This is a genomic window from Paenibacillus timonensis (assembly GCF_022427145.1).
GTDB lineage: Bacteria > Bacillota > Bacilli > Paenibacillales > Paenibacillaceae > Fontibacillus > Fontibacillus timonensis.
Genome location: NZ_JAKSXN010000021.1, coordinates 18,511 through 35,994 on the forward strand (window position 1 = coordinate 18,511; position 17,484 = coordinate 35,994).

A 17,484-nucleotide genomic window follows, 5' to 3' on the forward strand; every position below is an offset into this window, starting at 1 on the left:
CCATATTTCATGGAGCGATGTCAAATGTTTCTTTTATTACCTTCTCCCCGGAAAAAATCACTTAGTGGCCGCCGGTTTGCCTTCCTGAAGGTTGACGGCCCCCGGACCGTGTCCCATCATTTTGGCGTTCCCCATAAAGCACACCGTGATCAAGGCCAGCGCAGCCGGCACGAGCGTCCACCAAAACATCGTCGTGATCGACTTCGAGAGGCCGCCCACGATCTGTTCCAGAACCGGAGCCGGAATCGCCTTGCGCGCTTCGGAGGCGAGCAGCGTTCGCGGATCGTCCATGGATGGCAGTCCTTCCGCCCCGCCTCCCATGCCGGACAGCGATTCGCTTAACCGGTTCGCAAACAGGTTCCGCTGCACGATCCCGAACACGGTAATCCCCACCGTCATCCCGAGCGAGCGAATGAACGACATCGTCGAGCTGGCGGCGCCCCGCTGCGAAGGACCGAAGTCCTGAATCGCCGACATCCCCAGCACGGAGAAGGAGAACCCGACGCCGAATCCCGCGATTGCCATATAGATCGATAGAAGGGTTTTGGTCGTGTCCGGCGTAATCGTCGCCAGCAAAGCGATCCCTGCCATAAAGATGACGGCCGACAACACCATCACGTTACGGAAGCTGGTACGCTGCACGAGGAAGCCCCCGACTTGAGAAGCAACCACGGAGCTCAGCGTCATCGGCAGGAGAATCAAGCCGGAATTGGTCGCCGTTCCGCCCGTTACCCCTTGCACGAACAAAGGAATATAGATCGACGCGGAGATAAACGCGGCGCCGTAAAACAACCCGGCCAGGTTGCTGCTGGCAAACAGACGCTTGCGGAACATCCCGAAGGAAATGATCGGCTCCTCCGCTTTACGTTCGACCAGCAGGAATGTGGTGAACAACACCGCAAAGGCCGCGAACAGTCCAAGTATTTCCCCGGAGTCCCAAGCGTATAGCTGTCCGCCCAGCTCCAGCGCAAACATTAGGGCGACGACCGAACCGATCAAGGTCAATGCCCCCCACCAATCGATGCGCTGTTTGGCATGGACGGCCGATTCCCGGTAAAAGGCCAAGATCAAGAACAACGCGAGGAGACCAAGCGGGATATTGATGTAGAAATTCCAGCGCCAGTTCAGATGGTCGGTGATAAAAGCGCCGAGCAACGGGCCGGCAAGGCTGGAGATTCCAAATACCGCGCCGAACAAACCGCCCATGGCGCCGCGTTTTTCCACCGGGAACACGTCAAACACGATGGCAAAAGCGATCGGCATCAGCGCGCCGCCCCCGATCCCCTGAATCGCGCGGTAGATGCTGAGCTGCACGATGGTGTCGGCCGTGCCGCAAAGCACGGACCCCAGCAAAAACATAGCGATGCCGAAGACAAAAAACCGTTTGCGTCCGTACATGTCGGACAGCTTGCCGAAGATCGGCATCGCCGCCATTTCGGCGACCATATAGGCCGAGGTCACCCAGACGTATTTATCCAGGCCGCCCAGCTCGGATACGATAGTAGCCATAGCCGTGGACACGATCGTGTTGTCCATCGCGGCCATTAAGATGCCGAGCAGCAGGCCGGCGACCACGAAGCCCAGACGGCTGTTTTGTTGCACGCTCATTCCTCGTTCCTCCAGACATTCAGGTGTTCCCCCACTTCCGCGTGCGGGTCCTGATGATAATGTTTTGTATATTCCACGAGCCGGATCCGGCAGCCGGGACCAATCGAAACGTCCCCGCCGCGCACGACATCGGCTACGGTATTTTCCAAGCGAATGACGTCGCCTTCGATGAGGTTCGCCTGTAACCCCGGCGTGCCCCAGGAATTAAACAGCGATACCCATTTCCATGTCGGATGCGGGGCGATGCGGATTTGCCCGCCGACGATTTCGCCGGCTTGGCTGCGGCCGAACATCGCGAGCTCCACCCGCTCCGCGTTAATCGTACTTTGGGTTTGCACCGACCCTTTGACACGCAAACGCTCGGTTTGGCATTCGCCTGACCATTCGCACCTTCCGTACAGGCCGATGTCCTCCCCGAAGATGCCGCCGTCGATGCGGATCTCCCCGTTGAGCCGGGCTTTGCCGGCTTGCAGGCCGCCCCGTACGCTCAGATTGCCGGTCAAGTTCAGCTCCTGGCCGCTCAGGGAGCCGGTCACCGCAATGGTGCCCGTGGCCTTCATGATCCCGGTTCGTAAACCGCCGTCGACCTCCAGCGTTCCCGTACAGGTCAGGGTGCGGCAATCCACGTCCCCGTTGATTTCGCCCTCACCGACGATTTTCACCTTATTATAAGACCCGCCGTTTGACGTCCCGTTACCGACGATTTTCAAATCCGCGCTGCGGTCGTCCGTGATTTGTGCGGCCATCCCAATCCCTCCATTCGATAAGTCGGTTTATTTCTGCTCCGCGCGCCCGACCGAAGCCTGCGGCGAAACCTCATAACGCTCCTTGTATTCCACGCGGCCAATTTCGCAGCCCGGTCCGATCACGACCGATTTGCCCCGCACCACGTCTGCTTTCGTGCTTTCCAGCAGAACGTCGTCCCCTTCGATCACGCCTGCCGTTAACCGGGAAACCCGGATCGGGGACAGGTAGTCTAGCAGCCGTTTGGCTTTGCGCTGCCGGACGACGATATGCTCTCCTCCGATTTCCTTGGCATGGCTGGGTCCCTCCAGGTCGATCGTCAACTTTCCGGCATTCAGCATGCCGCCAACCCGAAGCTGACCGTAAATCTCCGCTTCCTCAAACTCGGCGCTTCCTTCCAGCTTCAAGGCGCCATCCACCTTGGCTATCTCCCCGGTGACGGAACCTCCGGACTTAAGAATCCCCCGGACGTGGAGCGAGGAGAACCGTACGTTTCCACTGACTTTAAACATCCCGTCCAGCTCGAACCTTCCCCCCTGCAGCGCCCCATCCGATGAACCGGTGCCATTCAGGCGGAACTCGCCCGCGTCGATGGTCCCCTTGATTTTCAGCGTTCCGTTAGCCCCCAGCGCCTCACAGGCAATATCTCCGTTCAGCGTGGCGATGCCTTCTGTCTGTATTTTTCGATATGCGCCGCCCGACGCCTGACCCACGCCGTTGATTTTCAAATCCTTCGTGCTCCGTTCCGCCATTACCCTTCACTCCCGCTCACCAAAAGTTTCAGTTCTTCCGTGCAGCGCGCCAGCGATAGACGTGCCACCGTCCTGACGCTGCGGTCCACATAGATTTCGACATCCCCCGGTACCAGGATAAAAGCGGCCACCCCCATTTTACGGGTGAGATGCACGCCGCATTCCTGACCGGCCAAGCCCGGTAAATATTCCTCCAGGGCCTGAACGAGTAACCGCCCTTCCTCCAACGATATATCCCCGCTTTGCAGCAGCTTGTCGAGCACGTAAACGGTCAAAATCCGATCGAAGCCAAATTGCAGCCTTCCCTCCGTCGTCCCCGCTCCCGTTGTCTCGATATATAAGTTCAAAGACGTTGACGTAACAATGTTTCGCTCTAACAGTTCGCCTGCGGTCAAACGCATATCCCCCGGGTTGGGCGAGAAGACGTCCGCCAATGCATCCAGCGATAAATCGTCCTTCATGCCCAGAATCCGATCGATACGCTGCAGGATCTTCTCCCTGGGAAAAAACGTTTCCTGCCCCGTAAAAGACGACTTGCGGATGAACCATTGCTCCGGGATCAGGTTTTTGCGCTTCCAGCGGTATAACTGCCCATACGAAATGCCCGTTAGGTCAAGCAATTCCTTCTTGGAGATCAATTCCTCACTCATTGTCATGCTCCTTTCTCGCTTCAAAAGCGTAACATAACATTGTTACGTTGTAAAGCGGGCGTGAGCGGATCCAGAGCAAGACCGTTGCTGCTATTCATCTTAATCGACTTCCCCGCCGCCTCCATCCGTCTCGGGGCGGATTTATGCGCCCGGCCCAGGGAGGAATTGAGGCAACGAAAAAGCCCCCTCCGCCAATGATTCCGGCTCAAGGGGCTCTGACTTGTTCAATTTCTCTTATAGCTTAAACCGGTCGATCTGTGCATGCATATCCGCTGCCATTCGCGCTAATCCTTCCGAGGCCGAGGAGATCTCCTCCATGGACGCCAGTTGCTCTTCGGTCGCGGCCGTCACCCCTTGGAAGCTCTCCATGCTGCTGGCTGAGGTCGACGCGATCTGTTCGACGGAGCCGGCAATTTCATCGGCACTCGCCGACATTTGCTCGGTAATGGCAGACACCTCGTGGATTTGTTCCGAAATCTGCTGCGTCGATCGTTCGATCGCTTGGAAGGCCGTTTGCGCTTCCTCGGTAACGGACATCCCTCGCTCGACATTGGCATTGACCTTCTGATTCATCATCTCGAATGCTTTACCCGTCAATTCGGTCATTTGCCCGATATGCTGACGGATCATTTCCGCCGTGCCTCCCGACTGCTCCGCGAGTTTGCGCACTTCTCCGGCGACAACCGCGAAGCCGCGTCCCTCTTCACCGGCACGTGCCGCTTCGATCGCCGCATTCAGGGCCAGCAGGTTGGTTTGATTGGCGATCTCCGTGATCGCGCTGCTCATCCCGGCAACCTGCCCGCTGAGCTCGTTCATTTGCTGCATGAGCTCCACCGATTCCAACGTGGAACGGCGGATCTCCTCCATCTGCATCCCAACGAGGTTTACTTTCTCGCTTCCCTCCCGGACATCCGCCACCGTCTGCATGGAGGACTCGACGATAGTGCCGGAGGCTTCAGCGATCTTCCGGATGCCATGGGACATTTCATCCATCGTTTTGGCGCTTTCCGCTGAAGCGGAGGCTTGCTTCTCCGCATGGTCGGAGGCATCTTGGACGAGCTCGGCGACGTATTCCACGGCCTTGGCATTCTGTTCCGTTCCCGCGGTCAGCTCCTCGCTGGAGGCGGCCAGCTGGCTCGCCGTTTCCGCCATTTCCTGCACCATATGCCGCAGGGATGCCAGCATCCCGTTATAGTTCGCGGCCAGCTGACCGATCTCATCCTTGCGTTTCGTGGCCACGTCTTCATTCAAGTACCCTTCGCTGACCCGTTTGGCCGAACGGTTCAATTGCTCGATCGGATGCGTGATGCTGCGGATCACGAAAAACAGCAGGACGCCGGCAACTAACAAGGTAACGCCCAATACGATCAGGGCCGTCCAGAAAATCGGCATGGAAGCGTCGCGGAATTCCTTGATGTTCAACACGCCAACGACCTTAAAGCCCGTCAGCTTGTTCGTCGTAAAGTAAGCGCTCTGCTCAATCCCCGTTTCCGGGTTCTCGTATTGCAGGAATCCCGAATCTTCCGCCTGCATTTTGGGAAGAAAATCCCCTTTCGCTTCCTCTCCGGCTTCAATAGTCGGGTGGGCGACGAATTTGTTGGTCCGGTCAATCAGATAGACATATCCGGTGCTCCCCAGGCGCACTTCCTGAACGATTTCATTCAGATTAGCCATATCGAGGGATACCGTGATGGCCCCTCCGCCGTCCTTTAGCGCACGGCTAATGAATAAGTTATAGTGGCCGGTTGTGCTCGATTTGAATGGATCGATAATCACCGTTTGGTCCGGCTGCTCGAGCGCAGCCTTGTACCAATCCCTAGTCCGGGGATCGTAATCCTGCTGTCCCGGATCGGGGGCTTTCATCCAGGCCCCGTTCTCATTGCCGACGGTCAAAATCTCTAATTCGGGGTGCTTCTCCATAAATAGCTCGATCAGGTTCCTCACTTCCGGCGATTTGGCATCCACCTGCGCCGAATCGATCTGCATCACCAATTGTTCGACGTTGCGAACCTCCGCCTCTACGATCTTGTTTAATGTTTCGTTGAGTAAGTTAATGCTCGATTCCGTGCTTTCATCCATTTTGGCGTGCAGTTGTCCGCCAGCGCTTTGAAAGCTGAAGTAACCGATGAGCATGCTCGGAATGATCAGCATGACGGCAAAGATCAAAAGCATCCGGTTGCGCAGCGTGCGAATCTCCAGCAGGCGTCTTAGGCGGGCAAAAAAAGTTTTCATCATTCTCTCCCCTTTTGTGTGCATTACGAGTATCGTTGCTTAACCTGTCCGCAATACAGCTACGCAGCGGAACTGCCGTTCTTTCATGTACATTCTCGAAAATGCCGATTTTCAAAAAATATCAAGGAATGATATAACTATATTTCGACATTTTACGACCTTTTTTTAAGTATTTTCTGAAAATATTATGAAATTGTAACTTCCATTGGATAAAAAAACAGCCGTTCGTCGAAATGACGAAGGCTGTTTCTCCTGGCAGCGATACCCCGGCCGGGGCTTGCCGGTTATTTGCTTTTTTCAGCGTACGCTTGGGTCCACTCGCGGCTTGCTTCCAGCTTGTTCTCCGCGCGTTCGATCGCCGCCGCCACCTGCGCGGTTGCCGTCCCGCCGTAGACGTTCCGGGCATTCACGACACTCTCCGGCTGCAGCACGTCGTAAATACTGTCGTCAAACAAAGGCGAAAACTGCTTGAATTCCTCCAGCGACAGATCCAGCAAGTACTTGCCGTTCTGGATGCAGTACAGTACGGTTTTGCCGATAACCTCATGCGCCTGGCGGAACGGCAGGCCTTTGTTCGCCAGGAAGTCGGCGATGTCGGTCGCGTTGGAGAAGTCCTGGTTGACCGCCTCGCGCATCCGCTCCTTGTTCACCTTCATCGTAGCGATCATCGGCGCAAAGAGCTGCAATGCGCCCTGCAGTGTGGCAACCGTATCGAACATGCCTTCCTTGTCTTCCTGCATGTCCTTGTTGTACGCCAGCGGCAGCGACTTCAGCACGGTCAGGAGACCCATCAGGTTGCCGTAAACGCGGCCCGTCTTGCCGCGGACCAGCTCCGGTACGTCGGGGTTTTTCTTCTGCGGCATGATGCTGCTGCCGGTGCAGAACGCGTCGTCCAGCTCGATGAAGCGGAACTCCGTGCTGCTCCACAAGACCAGCTCCTCGCTGAGGCGAGAGAGATGCATCATCAGAATGGAGGCGTCGGCCAAAAACTCAACGATAAAGTCACGGTCGCTGACCGCATCCAAACTGTTCTCATACACGCCGTCAAAATGCAGCTGCTCGGCCACGAAATGGCGATCGATCGGGAACGTTGTCCCGGCCAGCGCTCCGGCGCCCAGCGGCAGCACATTGATCCGCTTGTAGCTGTCCTGCAGGCGCTCGATGTCGCGCTGGAACATGGACACGTACGCCAGCAGATGATGGGCGAACAGGATCGGCTGCGCCCGCTGCAGATGGGTGTACCCCGGCACGATCGTGTCCAAATTCGCTTTGGCTTGTCCCAATAGCGCCTCTTGCAGTTCCTGCAGCAAGCCGACGAATTCCACCACCCGCTTGCGCAAGTAGAGGTGCATGTCCGTGGCCACCTGGTCGTTGCGGCTGCGCCCGGTGTGCAGCTTCCCGCCGACCGAACCGACCTCGTCGATCAGCTGCTTCTCGATGTTCATATGGATGTCTTCGTCCGACACGGAATATTCCAACTCGCCGCGGCGGATTTTAAGCAGGACCTGATGCAAGCCTTCCTTGATCTTCTCGACGTCCTCTTCCGGCAAGATGCCGCATTTGCCCAACATGGTGACATGCGCCAGGCTTCCCTGCACATCCTCCTCCGCCAGCGCTTTGTCAAACCCGATGGAGGCGGTATATTCCTCGACTAAACGGTTGGTCTGCTTCGTAAAGCGGCCACCCCACAGCTTGCTCACCTGACCCACTCCTTAACTCAAAACTTGCTTGTTAGGCATCAACCCGAAGAAATATATTCGATTTTTCGAGTACATTTCCTCGTAAACGTCTATATTTGCAGATTCTATTCGAAAAATCATACAGATTCCCGCTTAAGCCCCACAAAATGCACCATTCTATATGAAATTTCATACATATTGGAGTCGAATCGCCGGAAATCGGCGAATTGTATTCGATTTTTCGAATAGATTTAGAAACTCGAAATTCGAAACCCGCTTTCGCTTACTTGCCGCTATTCTGTGCCACACCCGTGCCGACTTTCAACCGCAGCGCGTTCAGATGGATGAAGCCTGTGGCGTCGCCTTGGTCGTACGCCTGCGTCGGATCGGCCTCCATCGTGGCGATGTCCGGGTTGTACAGGCTGACCGGGCTTTTCACGCCGGCGGCGATGATGTTGCCTTTGTACAGCTTCACGCGCACCGTGCCCGTTACGTTCTTCTGGCTTTCCGTCACCAGCGCTTGCAGCGCGAGGCGTTCCGGAGCAAACCAAAAGCCGTTGTACACGAGCGTGCTGTAACGGGTGATCAGGCTGTCGCGCAGGTTCATGACCTCGCGGTCCATCGTCAGCGACTCCATTTTGCGGTGGGCCGTGAACAGGATCGTCCCGCCCGGCGTCTCGTAAACTCCGCGGCTCTTCATGCCGACGAAACGATTTTCGACCATGTCGACGCGGCCGATGCCGTGTTTGCCGCCCAGCTCGTTCAGCTTCTCCATCACCGCGAGCGGATTCAACCGTTCGCCGTTCAGCGCCACGCAGTTCCCCTGCTCGAACTCCAGCTCCAGGTACTCCGGCTGATCCGGCGCATCCTCCGGCGAAGCGCTGAGGAGGAACATGTCTTTGTTCTCCGGCGCGGACGCGTCGAACCACGGATCCTCCAGCACGCCGCTTTCATAGCTGATATGCAGCAGGTTGCGGTCCATCGAATACGGCTTCGCCGCCGAGGCCGTAACCGGAATGCCGTTGGCTTCCGCATACGCGATCATCTCCGCCCGTCCCGGGAACCGGTCGCGGAACTCGCTGAGCCGCCAAGGGGCGATCACGCGGATCTCCGGCGCCAACGCCGCCGCTGCCAGCTCGAAGCGCACCTGGTCGTTGCCTTTGCCGGTCGCGCCGTGGGCGATGGCCGTCGCGCCTTCCGCGCGGGCGATCTCCACCATCCGCTTGGCGATCAGCGGACGGGCAATGCTGGTGCCCAGCAGATATTGCCCTTCATACAAAGCCCCCGACTGGAACATCGGGTAAATGAAGTCCTTGGCGAATTCGTCGCGCAAGTCGTCGATGTATACTTTGGAAGCCCCGGTCGCGAGCGCCTTCGCTTCGAGCCCGTCCAGCTCCTCCTTCTGGCCGATGTCGGCCGTAAACGCGATGATTTCCGCATCGTACGTTTCCTTTAACCACTTCAGGATCACCGACGTATCCAAGCCCCCGGAGTACGCCAGTACGATTTTTTCCTTTGCCATGATTGCTAGTCCTCCCCGAGTAATTATCCCATCAATGCGGCCATCAGCGCTTTTTGCGCGTGCAGCCGGTTCTCTGCCTGATCAAAAATAATCGAATGCTCCCCGTCGATCACGCCTTCGCTCACTTCCTCGCCCCGGTGGGCCGGCAGGCAGTGCATAAAGACATAATTCGGCTTCGCGTGCCGCGCCAACTGCTCGTCGACCTGGTAATCGCGAAAGGCCGCTTCGCGGGCCTTCTGCTCGGCCTCGAAGCCCATGCTCGCCCACACGTCGGTGTAAATCGCGTCAGCGTTTTGAACCGCCGCCTTCGGATCGCGAACCACCTCGATGACCGCGCCCGTCGCTTTGGCGATTTCCTGCGCGTCCGCCACGATTTGCGGGTCCGGCTCATACCCTTCCGGGCTGGCGACCGACACGTGCACGCCGAGCTTCGCCCCGCCGATCATCAGCGAGTGCGCCATATTGTTACCGTCGCCGATGTAAGCCAGCTTGAGGCCCTTAAGCGTGCCTTTATGCTCGAATAGCGTCTGGTAGTCGGCCAGCACCTGGCACGGATGGGCCAAATCGCTTAATCCGTTGATGACCGGCACGGTCGCATACCGGGCCAAATCGACCACTTTATCGTGTCCGAAGGTCCGGATCATGATGCCGTCGAGATAGCGCGACATGACCCCCGCCGTATCGGCGATCGTTTCGCCGCGTCCGAGCTGGATGTCGTTTTTGCTGAGAAAAAGCGCGTGGCCCCCGAGCTGGTACGTCCCCACTTCAAAAGACACCCGCGTCCGCGTCGACGATTTTTCGAAAATCAGGCCGACGGTTTTCCCCTTCAGAGGCTGGTATTCCTCGCCGTTCTTCTGCTTGCGCTTCAGCTCAATGGCCAAATCGATCAAATAATGAATTTCTTCCGTCGTATAGTCAGTCAGTTCAATAAAATCGCGGCCGCTTAAGTTCATGCTGCTGCGTTTCGATGGTTCCAGCAAAGTCATGGGTTCAGTTTCCCTCCTTGGAAGTATGGGCGGCGACGACCTTGGCCAAAATCGCCACGGCCTGGTCGATCTCCTCCTTCGACACCTTGAGGTTCGGCAGCAGGCGGATCACCACAGGACCGGCGGTGACGAACAGCAGTCCGTGTTTCTGGCCGAGTAAAACAATGTCGCCAACCGGGCCGGCGCATTCGATGCCGATCAATAGGCCTTTGCCGCGTACTTCTTTGACGAACGGCTCTTCTTTGAACGTCTCCTTCAGGAGGCTTACTAAGTAATCGCCCATCTCCGCGGCATGCTCCGGAATGCGCTCCTCCTGCATCGTCTCGAGCGTCGCGATGATCGCCGACGTCACGACCGGGTTGCCGCCGAACGTAGAAGCGTGGCTGCCCGGAGAAAAAGCTTCGCGCAAATATTCCTTGGCCAGCATCGCGCCAGCCGGCAAGCCGCTGGCAATTCCTTTGGCGGATGTGAAAATATCCGGCTCGATACCGTAATGCTGATGCGCAAACCATTTGCCCGTGCGCCCCATGCCGGTTTGCACCTCGTCGATGATCAACAGCAGCCCCTGCGCCTTGCACAGCTCGGCCAGCTCCTGCACGAACGCCGGCTCTACCGGATAGACGCCGCCTTCGGCTTGCACCATCTCCAGCATGACCGCCGCCGTTTGCGGGCCGATCGCCGCTTTCAGCGCGGGGATGTCATGCAGAGGCACGGTCTTGAAACCCTCGGGGAGCGGCAGATAGCCCTCCTTCACCTTCTGCTGGCCGGTGGCGGTCAGCGTGGCCAGCGTCCGGCCGTGAAAGGACTGCTCGAACGTAATGATCTCGTAGCGGTTCGTCCCTTTGATCTTCTGGTGGTAGCGCCGCGCCAGCTTGATCGCCGCTTCGTTCGCTTCGGCGCCGCTGTTGCAGAAGAAAACGACGTCCGCGCAGCTGATCTCCGTCAGCTTCCGGGCCGCGGCTTCCTGCTGAGGAATGTGGAACAGGTTGCTCACATGCCATAGCTCATCCAATTGGGCCTTCACCGTGGCCGCCACCTTCTCCGGAGCATGCCCCAGATTGACAACCGCGAGGCCGCTCATGAAATCGAGGTAACGGTTGCCTTTGTCGTCCCATAACCAGCTGCCCTTCCCTTTGACCAACTGAATCGGGTATCGGGAATAGCTTGGGAATATCGCACTTGGGCTGTTCCCTTCCGCTGCGGCTGCAGCGGCGCCGGCTCCGGTCGCCGGAACCGTTGTTGCTTCTTTCAGATCGCTTTGCGCCATCGTTTCTTCCACTCCCATCTTCTTCATTACTAATATAACCCTGTACGAATCGATTCGCTACGCCATCCGTACGATTCGAGTGCCGATGCGTTCGCCGGACAACACCTTGCCGAGCACGCCCGGCTCACTGCCGCCTACGATGACGGCTTCCTTCACGCTGCCGCTGATGCAAGCCACTGCGGCGCGCACCTTCGGAATCATGCCGCCGTAGATTTCTCCGGTCGAAATCATATCCTCAATTTGCTGCACGGTAATGGAATCCAGCACTTTTTTTTCGGTCCCGGTCATTTTCAATATCCCCGGCACATCGGTCACAACGATCATTCGCGAAACGCCCAGCGCGGAAGCGACGGCACCGGCGGCCGTGTCCGCGTTGATGTTATAACGCTGCCCGCCGTTCGCGTCGATGCCGACGGGAGCGATCACCGGGATGTACCCGAGGTCCAGCACCCCGCCGATCAGATCCGCGTTGACGTCCGTTACATCGCCAACCAGCCCCACCTCTTGGCTGTTGACAACCGGCTTCGCCTGCAACAGGCCGCCGTCCACGCCGGACAACCCTAACGCTTTCCCGCCGTTTTGGTTGATGCGGCGCACGATCATCTTGTTGATGCTGCCCGCCAGCACCATTTCCACAACGTCCAGCACCTCCTCCGTCGTATAGCGCAACCCGCCGACGAACTTGCTCTCGATTCCCAGCTTGCCCAAATTATCCGAAATGGCCGGGCCGCCGCCGTGCACGATGACCGGTTTTACCCCGTCCTTCTGCAACTGCACCAGGTCGGCAAAAAAAGAATCCGGCAGCTCCGCGAGCGTGCTGCCGCCACATTTCATCACAAACATTGCTTATGGTCTCCTTTCCGGAGTCGGAGTTTATCTCATCTGGTTAATGATTTATCTTATAAAGTCTTTAGGTTCGATACGCAGCGTTAATGCGGACATAGTCATAGGTCAGATCGCATCCCCAGGCGGTTGCTTCGCCTTTGCCGTTATGCAAATCGACGGAGATCGCCACGGTGTCGCCTTTCAGATAGGCGAGCGCCTCTTCCTCATCGAAACGAATCGGACGCGAGCCTTCCAACACGACGATATCGCCCAGCTTGATGTCTACCGTTTCCGGGTTGACCGGCTCGCCGGCACGGCCGACCGCGGCGATGATGCGGCCCCAGTTGGCGTCGGCGCCAAACACCGCCGATTTGACGAGGCTCGAGCCAACGATGGTCTTGGCGATCGCGCGGGCGGAGTTGTCGGTCACCGCGCCGCGGACCGTCACTTCCACAAGGCGCGTTGCGCCTTCGCCGTCGCGGGCGATCGCCTTGGCCAGCGTCTCGCACACGTGGCGGAACGCCGCGGCGAACGCATCCCAATCGGCGTGCCCGGGCGACAGCTCCCGGTTGCCGGCCAACCCGCTGGCCATCGCCAGCAGCATGTCGTTCGTGCTCGTATCGCCATCGACGGTGATCATGTTAAACGTCACGTCGGTCGTTTGCCCGAGCAGGCCTTGCAGCGCCTGCGGCTCGACGGCAGCGTCGGTCGTGACGAACGCCAGCATCGTGGCCATGTTCGGATGGATCATGCCCGAGCCTTTGGCGGCCCCGGCAATCGTCACCTCGCGGCCGTCGACGTCGAGCTTCACGCATACCTCTTTCTTCACGAGGTCCGTGGTCAGGATCGCCTGGCAGAACTGCTCGGCCCCCTCGCCGTTCGCCGCTAAAGCCGCCGGCAATCCTGCGATGCCGGCGTGGACGCGGTCCATCGGCAGCAGTTCGCCGATGACGCCGGTGGAGGCTACGGCGACTTCGTCTTCGCCGAGCCCCAACGCCTCCGCCGCCGCGGCGCGCATCGCGTACGCGTCGGCTTCGCCTTGCGCGCCGGTGCACGCGTTGGCGTTGCCGCTGTTCACGACGACGGCCCGCAGCCGCCGTCCGCTGGACGCGACGCTCTCGCGCGTCACTTTCAGCGGCGCGGCCTGGAATACGTTCGTCGTATAAACGGCCGCGGCCACCGCCGGTACCTCGCAGAGGATCGCGCCGAGATCGTTGCGCGTCGTCTTTTTCAGACCGCAATGCAGCCCGCCGGCCCGAAATCCCTTAGGTGAAGTAATGCTCCCCTCCGGCGCTGTACGAAATAAAGTAACCACTCCCATGACGTGCTCCTTTCACAACCTAAGTAAGTAGATAAAACCCTATGGGTAAACCGGCGTCAGCTTCAAACCGGTCGTCTCCTCCCAGCCCATCATCAGATTCAGGTTCTGAATCGCTTGCCCGGCTGCGCCTTTGACCAAGTTATCAATGACGGACACGATCGTCAGCCGGCCCGTCCTCGTATCCGCCGCAAAACCGATGTCGCAGTAGTTGGAGCCGAACACTTCCTTGGTGGCTGGCCATTTACCGTTATCCCGGATGCGGACGAACGGACGCCCCTCGTAATATTGGCGGTACAGTTGGACCAAATCTTCCTCCGTATATGCGCCCTTAAGTTGGGCGTACATCGTGCACATAATCCCCCGTGTCATCGGTGCCAGGTGCGTCGTAAACGTCACCGTCACCGGTTCGCCGGCGATTTGACCCAGGGTTTGCTCGATCTCGGGGATATGCTGATGCTTGTTGACTTTATACACTTTCATATTTTCATTGATTTCCGCGTAATGGTTCGTCAGGTTCATGCCCCGGCCCGCGCCGGACACGCCCGACTTGGCGTCGATGATGATGCTGGCCGGATCGATCCAGCCTGCGCTCAGTGCCGGGATCAGGCCGAGCAGGGTAGCGGTCGGATAGCAGCCCGGGTTGGAGACGAGCTCCTTGCCTTTGACTTCGTCGCCGTAGATTTCGGCTAAGCCGTACACGGCCTGCTCAAGCCACTCTGCCGCCGGAGCCTCATGCTTATACCAAGCTTCGTATTCACGGCCGTCTTTAATCCGAAAATCGCCGGACAAGTCGATGACCTTGAGCCCGGCTTCGAGCAGCTGCGGCACCAGCTTCGCGCTTACCCCGGACGGGGTTGCCGTGAACACGACGTCAACCTTTGCCGCGAGGTCCTCTGGATTCAAGCCGTCCAGCGGCTGAACGATAATCTCCGACAAATGCGGGAATCCGTCCGTCAAAGGCTCTCCGGCGCTGGAGACGGAAATGACCGAAACGATCTCGGCCTGCGGATGTCCCCATAAAAAACGAATCAGCTCCACGCCCCCATATCCCGTGGAACCGACGATGGCTACTTTAATCTTCTCCCCGTTCACGATGCTTACCTCGCTTTCCTCTCCCGATGTATAAGCCTATGAAATCAACAATATGCAATATTCCGTTGTAAATATGTATTATTATACGGCCGAACTTATATAAATACAATAACTCTCGCAAAAAATTTCCCCTTGCATGTCAGGCTTCCCAAAGCCGGCTTTTATTGCTGGCCCCGAATCGAGTATAGTTAGAAGGAGTCCATTTCTACCGCAGATAAAGGAGGAGATGCAACATGTCGACCGGAAAAACGATCGCATTCGTATACGCTCATCCCGATGATGAGACGTTTGGCTGTTCTTATCTGATCCGGCAAATCGCCGATGAAGGGGGCCGCGCCGTCCTGTTGACGGCCACGCGGGGAGACGCCGGCAAAACCGGCCATTTGGGAGAGATGACGCGCGAGCAGCTGGCCGCCCGCAGAGACAAGGAATTGGACAAAGCCGCCGAGATCCTGGGCATCTCCGTCGTGGAGCAGCTGGGATTGCCGGACGGCAAGCTGAAGGAAGCGAACCCGGTATTGCTTCGGGAGAAAATCGCCGACTTTTTGCAGCGCCATCAGGCTGAAGTGGTGGTCACGTTCCCGGAGGACGGCCTATCCGGACATCCGGACCATATCGTGATCCATCATGCCGTGAACGAGGTGGTGTTTGGCGGCCAAGCGCCTTCCGTACAGAAGTTGTATTATAACCAATTCGGATCGTATGCTTCGGATCATTCCAGCGTGCTGCGCGTGGCAGCCGGCGATCGCTGGGAAGCCAAACGCCAGGCGCTAGCCGCCCATGAATCGCAAATTTGGAGCGTGGAGCGGGTGTTCGGCGTTTTGGGGCCGAAGGTGCCGCCCGGCCACCAGTTCGAGTCGTTCGAGTTGGTCTGGGAACGGGGCGAGCGATATCCGCGCAAAAACGAGCAAACCATTTACGACGGCTTGCTCTAATCATAACCACCCGTCCAACGGGTGGTTTGCTCTTGGGGTATAACCCCTTGTTGCCAAACTGCGCCTAAAGACGCTAGCCTGACAACTAAATTGTTCAGGCTCAGTGTAATTTGTCACCTTCACTTACCAGTTAAACTGGTTTACTTCTTCTTGCCACCGTTTCTGCTGAATGGATCTTCATACTCTTTCACACTCAGTTTATCAATGGCTTGGTCATGTGCTTCCTGCTCACGTATATATTTAGCGACGGTGGCTTCATTCAAGCCCACCGTGCTTACGTAGTACCCCTCTGCCCAAAATTTTCGATTGCCATATTTATACTTCAGGCTGGCATGCTTCTCAAATATCATGAGGGAACTCTTTCCCTTTAGATATCCCATGAATGATGATACTGAGATTTTTGGAGGTATTGCCACCAGCATATGTACATGATCTGGCATCATGTGACCTTCAATGATCTCCACTCCCTTGTATTTACATAAACGCTTGAAGATCTCGATCAAGTCTTTCCTCACTTGATTGTAGATCTCTTTCCGTCTATACTTCGGGGTGAACACAATGTGGTATTTGCACATCCACTTCGTGTGAGCTAGACTATAGCTCTTGTTTGCCATCTAAGACCATTCCTTTCATTATTGAGCCTGAACATCTCAATTTTATTGGAATGGTCTTGTTGGTCAAACCCTAGATCCCTCCACCCGCATAGCGGGTGGTTTTTTGTTTCGCACGCTTCGCGAGCTCAACTGGCTAAAGCCGTAACAAAAAACGTCCGAATTTCTTCGGACGTTTTTATTTCGTATGGCCTTAGATGAGGCCTCAGGGCTTGCTGTGCGGACGCTTTTACCACGATTATCCCGTTCGCTCAGTTCCGGGAGTAACCGACCCGCATGACTTGTTATATCTTCCGTTCGGGTCCCCTGACACACCAACACATCTACTACTCGCCCTGCACTCTCTTGAACCCTTCGCCTAATACTTCATGCGCATTCGTAATGATCACAAAAGCGTTCGGATCCAGCGTTTGCACCAACGTCTTCAGCCGCGTCACTTCGCTTTGCCCTACGACGACCATCAGCACGGTCCGCGCATCGCCGGTGTAACCGCCGCGGCCGTCCAGCTTGGTCAGCCCCCGATCCAGGTGATGGAGCACCGCCTGCGAGATCTCCTCCGTCCGCTCGGCAATAATGTAAGCCACCTTCGTATAATTGAAGCCAAGCTCGATGGCATCGATGATCTTGCCGGTGATGTATAAGCCGATCAAGGCGTACAGCGCTTTTTCCGGGGACAGCAAAAACCCTGCCAATGCAATCACGATCCCGTCCATCATGACCACACAGACGGAGAGGCTCAGGCCGCTGTATTTCTGGATAATTTGCGCCAAGTTGGACAATCCCCCGGTTGAGCCCCGGCCCCGAAACACGATGCCCAACCCAACCCCTACGCCGATGCCTCCATATAAGGAAGCCAACAGCGGGTCCGTCGTTGGGACGGGCATGTCCCGCGTCAAGAAGACGAAGAACGGCAGCACCACGGTGCCGAGCAGCGAACGGATGGAATAATCGCGTCCAAGCAGCAGGTAACCTGCGATAAACAGCGGAATATTTAGGGCCCATTGGGTGTAAGCCGGCTCGATCCCGATTAGCGACTGGACGATAATCGAGATCCCCGACACTCCGCCCGAAGCGATATTGCTGGGAACCAGAAACAAGTTGAACGCCAAAGCGGTGATCAACGAACCTATAATAATCATGACCGTGTCCAGGGTGTGGCGAACCGGCCCGGTGACCGGGATATAATCTTGGAATCTGCGTTTGCGGACCTTCGGCGGCATTCCTGCCCCTCCTTATTTGCATTTCAATATGTAAAAAAGA

15 protein-coding genes are annotated in these 17,484 nt (G+C 57.1%); 1 reads left to right on the plus strand and 14 read right to left on the minus strand.

The window, feature by feature from the left end:
- Nucleotides 1–57: 57 nt before the first annotated feature.
- The 12 genes from MJ257_RS10145 to argC all read right to left on the minus strand — a co-directional run bounded on the left by MJ257_RS10145 (nucleotide 58) and on the right by argC (nucleotide 14,678).
- The gene (locus tag MJ257_RS10145; protein WP_240269144.1) at nucleotides 58–1,608 is read right to left on the minus strand and encodes an MDR family MFS transporter; all 1,551 of its coding nucleotides are present in this window, start codon (nucleotides 1,606–1,608) and stop codon (nucleotides 58–60) included.
- Nucleotides 1,605–2,354, minus strand: a complete 750-nt coding sequence (locus MJ257_RS10150; protein ID WP_240269145.1) for a hypothetical protein — start codon at nucleotides 2,352–2,354, stop codon at nucleotides 1,605–1,607. Before MJ257_RS10150 ends, MJ257_RS10145 begins: the two co-directional genes overlap by 4 nt.
- Before the next feature lie 27 nt (nucleotides 2,355–2,381).
- The gene (locus MJ257_RS10155; protein WP_240269146.1) at nucleotides 2,382–3,104 is read right to left on the minus strand and encodes a bactofilin; all 723 of its coding nucleotides are present in this window, start codon (nucleotides 3,102–3,104) and stop codon (nucleotides 2,382–2,384) included.
- On the minus strand, nucleotides 3,104–3,754 hold the full coding sequence (locus MJ257_RS10160) for a YhbD family protein (RefSeq protein ID WP_240269147.1): 651 nt from the start codon (nucleotides 3,752–3,754) through the stop codon (nucleotides 3,104–3,106). Before MJ257_RS10160 ends, MJ257_RS10155 begins: the two co-directional genes overlap by 1 nt.
- A gap of 234 nt (nucleotides 3,755–3,988) precedes the next feature.
- The gene (locus MJ257_RS10165; RefSeq protein WP_240269148.1) at nucleotides 3,989–5,986 is read right to left on the minus strand and encodes a methyl-accepting chemotaxis protein; all 1,998 of its coding nucleotides are present in this window, start codon (nucleotides 5,984–5,986) and stop codon (nucleotides 3,989–3,991) included.
- A gap of 284 nt (nucleotides 5,987–6,270) precedes the next feature.
- Nucleotides 6,271–7,686 carry an argininosuccinate lyase gene (gene argH, locus MJ257_RS10170; RefSeq protein WP_240269149.1) on the minus strand — a complete coding sequence of 472 codons (1,416 nt, stop codon included), beginning with the start codon at nucleotides 7,684–7,686 and terminating at the stop codon, nucleotides 6,271–6,273.
- Between the two features lie 262 nt (nucleotides 7,687–7,948).
- Nucleotides 7,949–9,187 (minus strand): argininosuccinate synthase, encoded by a 1,239-nt coding sequence (locus MJ257_RS10175; RefSeq protein ID WP_240269150.1) that lies wholly within the window; start codon nucleotides 9,185–9,187, stop codon nucleotides 7,949–7,951.
- Nucleotides 9,188–9,210: 23 nt separating this feature from the next.
- On the minus strand, nucleotides 9,211–10,173 hold the full coding sequence (gene argF / locus MJ257_RS10180) for an ornithine carbamoyltransferase (protein WP_240269151.1): 963 nt from the start codon (nucleotides 10,171–10,173) through the stop codon (nucleotides 9,211–9,213).
- Nucleotides 10,174–10,177: 4 nt separating this feature from the next.
- A complete protein-coding gene (argD, locus tag MJ257_RS10185) occupies nucleotides 10,178–11,440 on the minus strand; it encodes an acetylornithine transaminase (protein ID WP_372489771.1) in 1,263 nt (420 codons plus the stop codon).
- A 57-nt stretch (nucleotides 11,441–11,497) separates the two neighbouring features.
- Nucleotides 11,498–12,283: an acetylglutamate kinase gene (gene argB, locus MJ257_RS10190; protein ID WP_240269152.1), complete on the minus strand. Its 786-nt coding sequence runs from the start codon at nucleotides 12,281–12,283 to the stop codon at nucleotides 11,498–11,500.
- Nucleotides 12,284–12,350: 67 nt separating this feature from the next.
- Nucleotides 12,351–13,586, minus strand: a complete 1,236-nt coding sequence (gene argJ / locus MJ257_RS10195; protein ID WP_240269153.1) for a bifunctional glutamate N-acetyltransferase/amino-acid acetyltransferase ArgJ — start codon at nucleotides 13,584–13,586, stop codon at nucleotides 12,351–12,353.
- 39 nt (nucleotides 13,587–13,625) lie between these two features.
- Nucleotides 13,626–14,678: an N-acetyl-gamma-glutamyl-phosphate reductase gene (gene argC / locus MJ257_RS10200; protein ID WP_372489769.1), complete on the minus strand. Its 1,053-nt coding sequence runs from the start codon at nucleotides 14,676–14,678 to the stop codon at nucleotides 13,626–13,628.
- A gap of 233 nt (nucleotides 14,679–14,911) precedes the next feature.
- Between argC and MJ257_RS10205 the strand changes: the two genes are divergently transcribed.
- A complete protein-coding gene (locus MJ257_RS10205; protein ID WP_240269154.1) occupies nucleotides 14,912–15,613 on the plus strand; it encodes a PIG-L deacetylase family protein in 702 nt (233 codons plus the stop codon).
- A 140-nt stretch (nucleotides 15,614–15,753) separates the two neighbouring features.
- On the opposite strand, the gene tnpA is transcribed toward MJ257_RS10205, so the two are convergent.
- Entirely contained in the window at nucleotides 15,754–16,227 is a 474-nt protein-coding gene (tnpA, locus tag MJ257_RS10210; protein ID WP_240269155.1) for an IS200/IS605 family transposase, read from the minus strand.
- Between the two features lie 323 nt (nucleotides 16,228–16,550).
- Nucleotides 16,551–17,444, minus strand: coding sequence for a YitT family protein (locus MJ257_RS10215; protein WP_240269156.1), 894 nt, complete (start codon nucleotides 17,442–17,444; stop codon nucleotides 16,551–16,553).
- Between the last annotated feature and the right edge of the window lie 40 nt (nucleotides 17,445–17,484).

Excerpts from the sequence above, each read along its gene's own strand:
- MJ257_RS10145 (WP_240269144.1), bottom strand. The coding sequence starts at position 1,608 with ATGAGCGTGCAACAAAACAGCCGTCTGGGCTTCGTGGTCGCCGGCCTG.
- MJ257_RS10150 (WP_240269145.1), bottom strand. The coding sequence starts at position 2,354 with ATGGCCGCACAAATCACGGACGACCGCAGCGCGGATTTGAAAATCGTC.
- MJ257_RS10155 (WP_240269146.1), bottom strand. The coding sequence starts at position 3,104 with ATGGCGGAACGGAGCACGAAGGATTTGAAAATCAACGGCGTGGGTCAG.
- MJ257_RS10160 (WP_240269147.1), bottom strand. The coding sequence starts at position 3,754 with ATGAGTGAGGAATTGATCTCCAAGAAGGAATTGCTTGACCTAACGGGC.
- MJ257_RS10165 (WP_240269148.1), bottom strand. The coding sequence starts at position 5,986 with ATGAAAACTTTTTTTGCCCGCCTAAGACGCCTGCTGGAGATTCGCACG.
- MJ257_RS10175 (WP_240269150.1), bottom strand. The coding sequence starts at position 9,187 with ATGGCAAAGGAAAAAATCGTACTGGCGTACTCCGGGGGCTTGGATACG.
- argF (WP_240269151.1), bottom strand. The coding sequence starts at position 10,173 with ATGACTTTGCTGGAACCATCGAAACGCAGCAGCATGAACTTAAGCGGC.
- argD (WP_372489771.1), bottom strand. The coding sequence starts at position 11,440 with ATGGCGCAAAGCGATCTGAAAGAAGCAACAACGGTTCCGGCGACCGGA.
- argB (WP_240269152.1), bottom strand. The coding sequence starts at position 12,283 with ATGTTTGTGATGAAATGTGGCGGCAGCACGCTCGCGGAGCTGCCGGAT.
- argJ (WP_240269153.1), bottom strand. The coding sequence starts at position 13,586 with ATGGGAGTGGTTACTTTATTTCGTACAGCGCCGGAGGGGAGCATTACT.
- MJ257_RS10205 (WP_240269154.1), top strand. The coding sequence starts at position 14,912 with ATGTCGACCGGAAAAACGATCGCATTCGTATACGCTCATCCCGATGAT.
- tnpA (WP_240269155.1), bottom strand. The coding sequence starts at position 16,227 with ATGGCAAACAAGAGCTATAGTCTAGCTCACACGAAGTGGATGTGCAAA.
- MJ257_RS10215 (WP_240269156.1), bottom strand. The coding sequence starts at position 17,444 with ATGCCGCCGAAGGTCCGCAAACGCAGATTCCAAGATTATATCCCGGTC.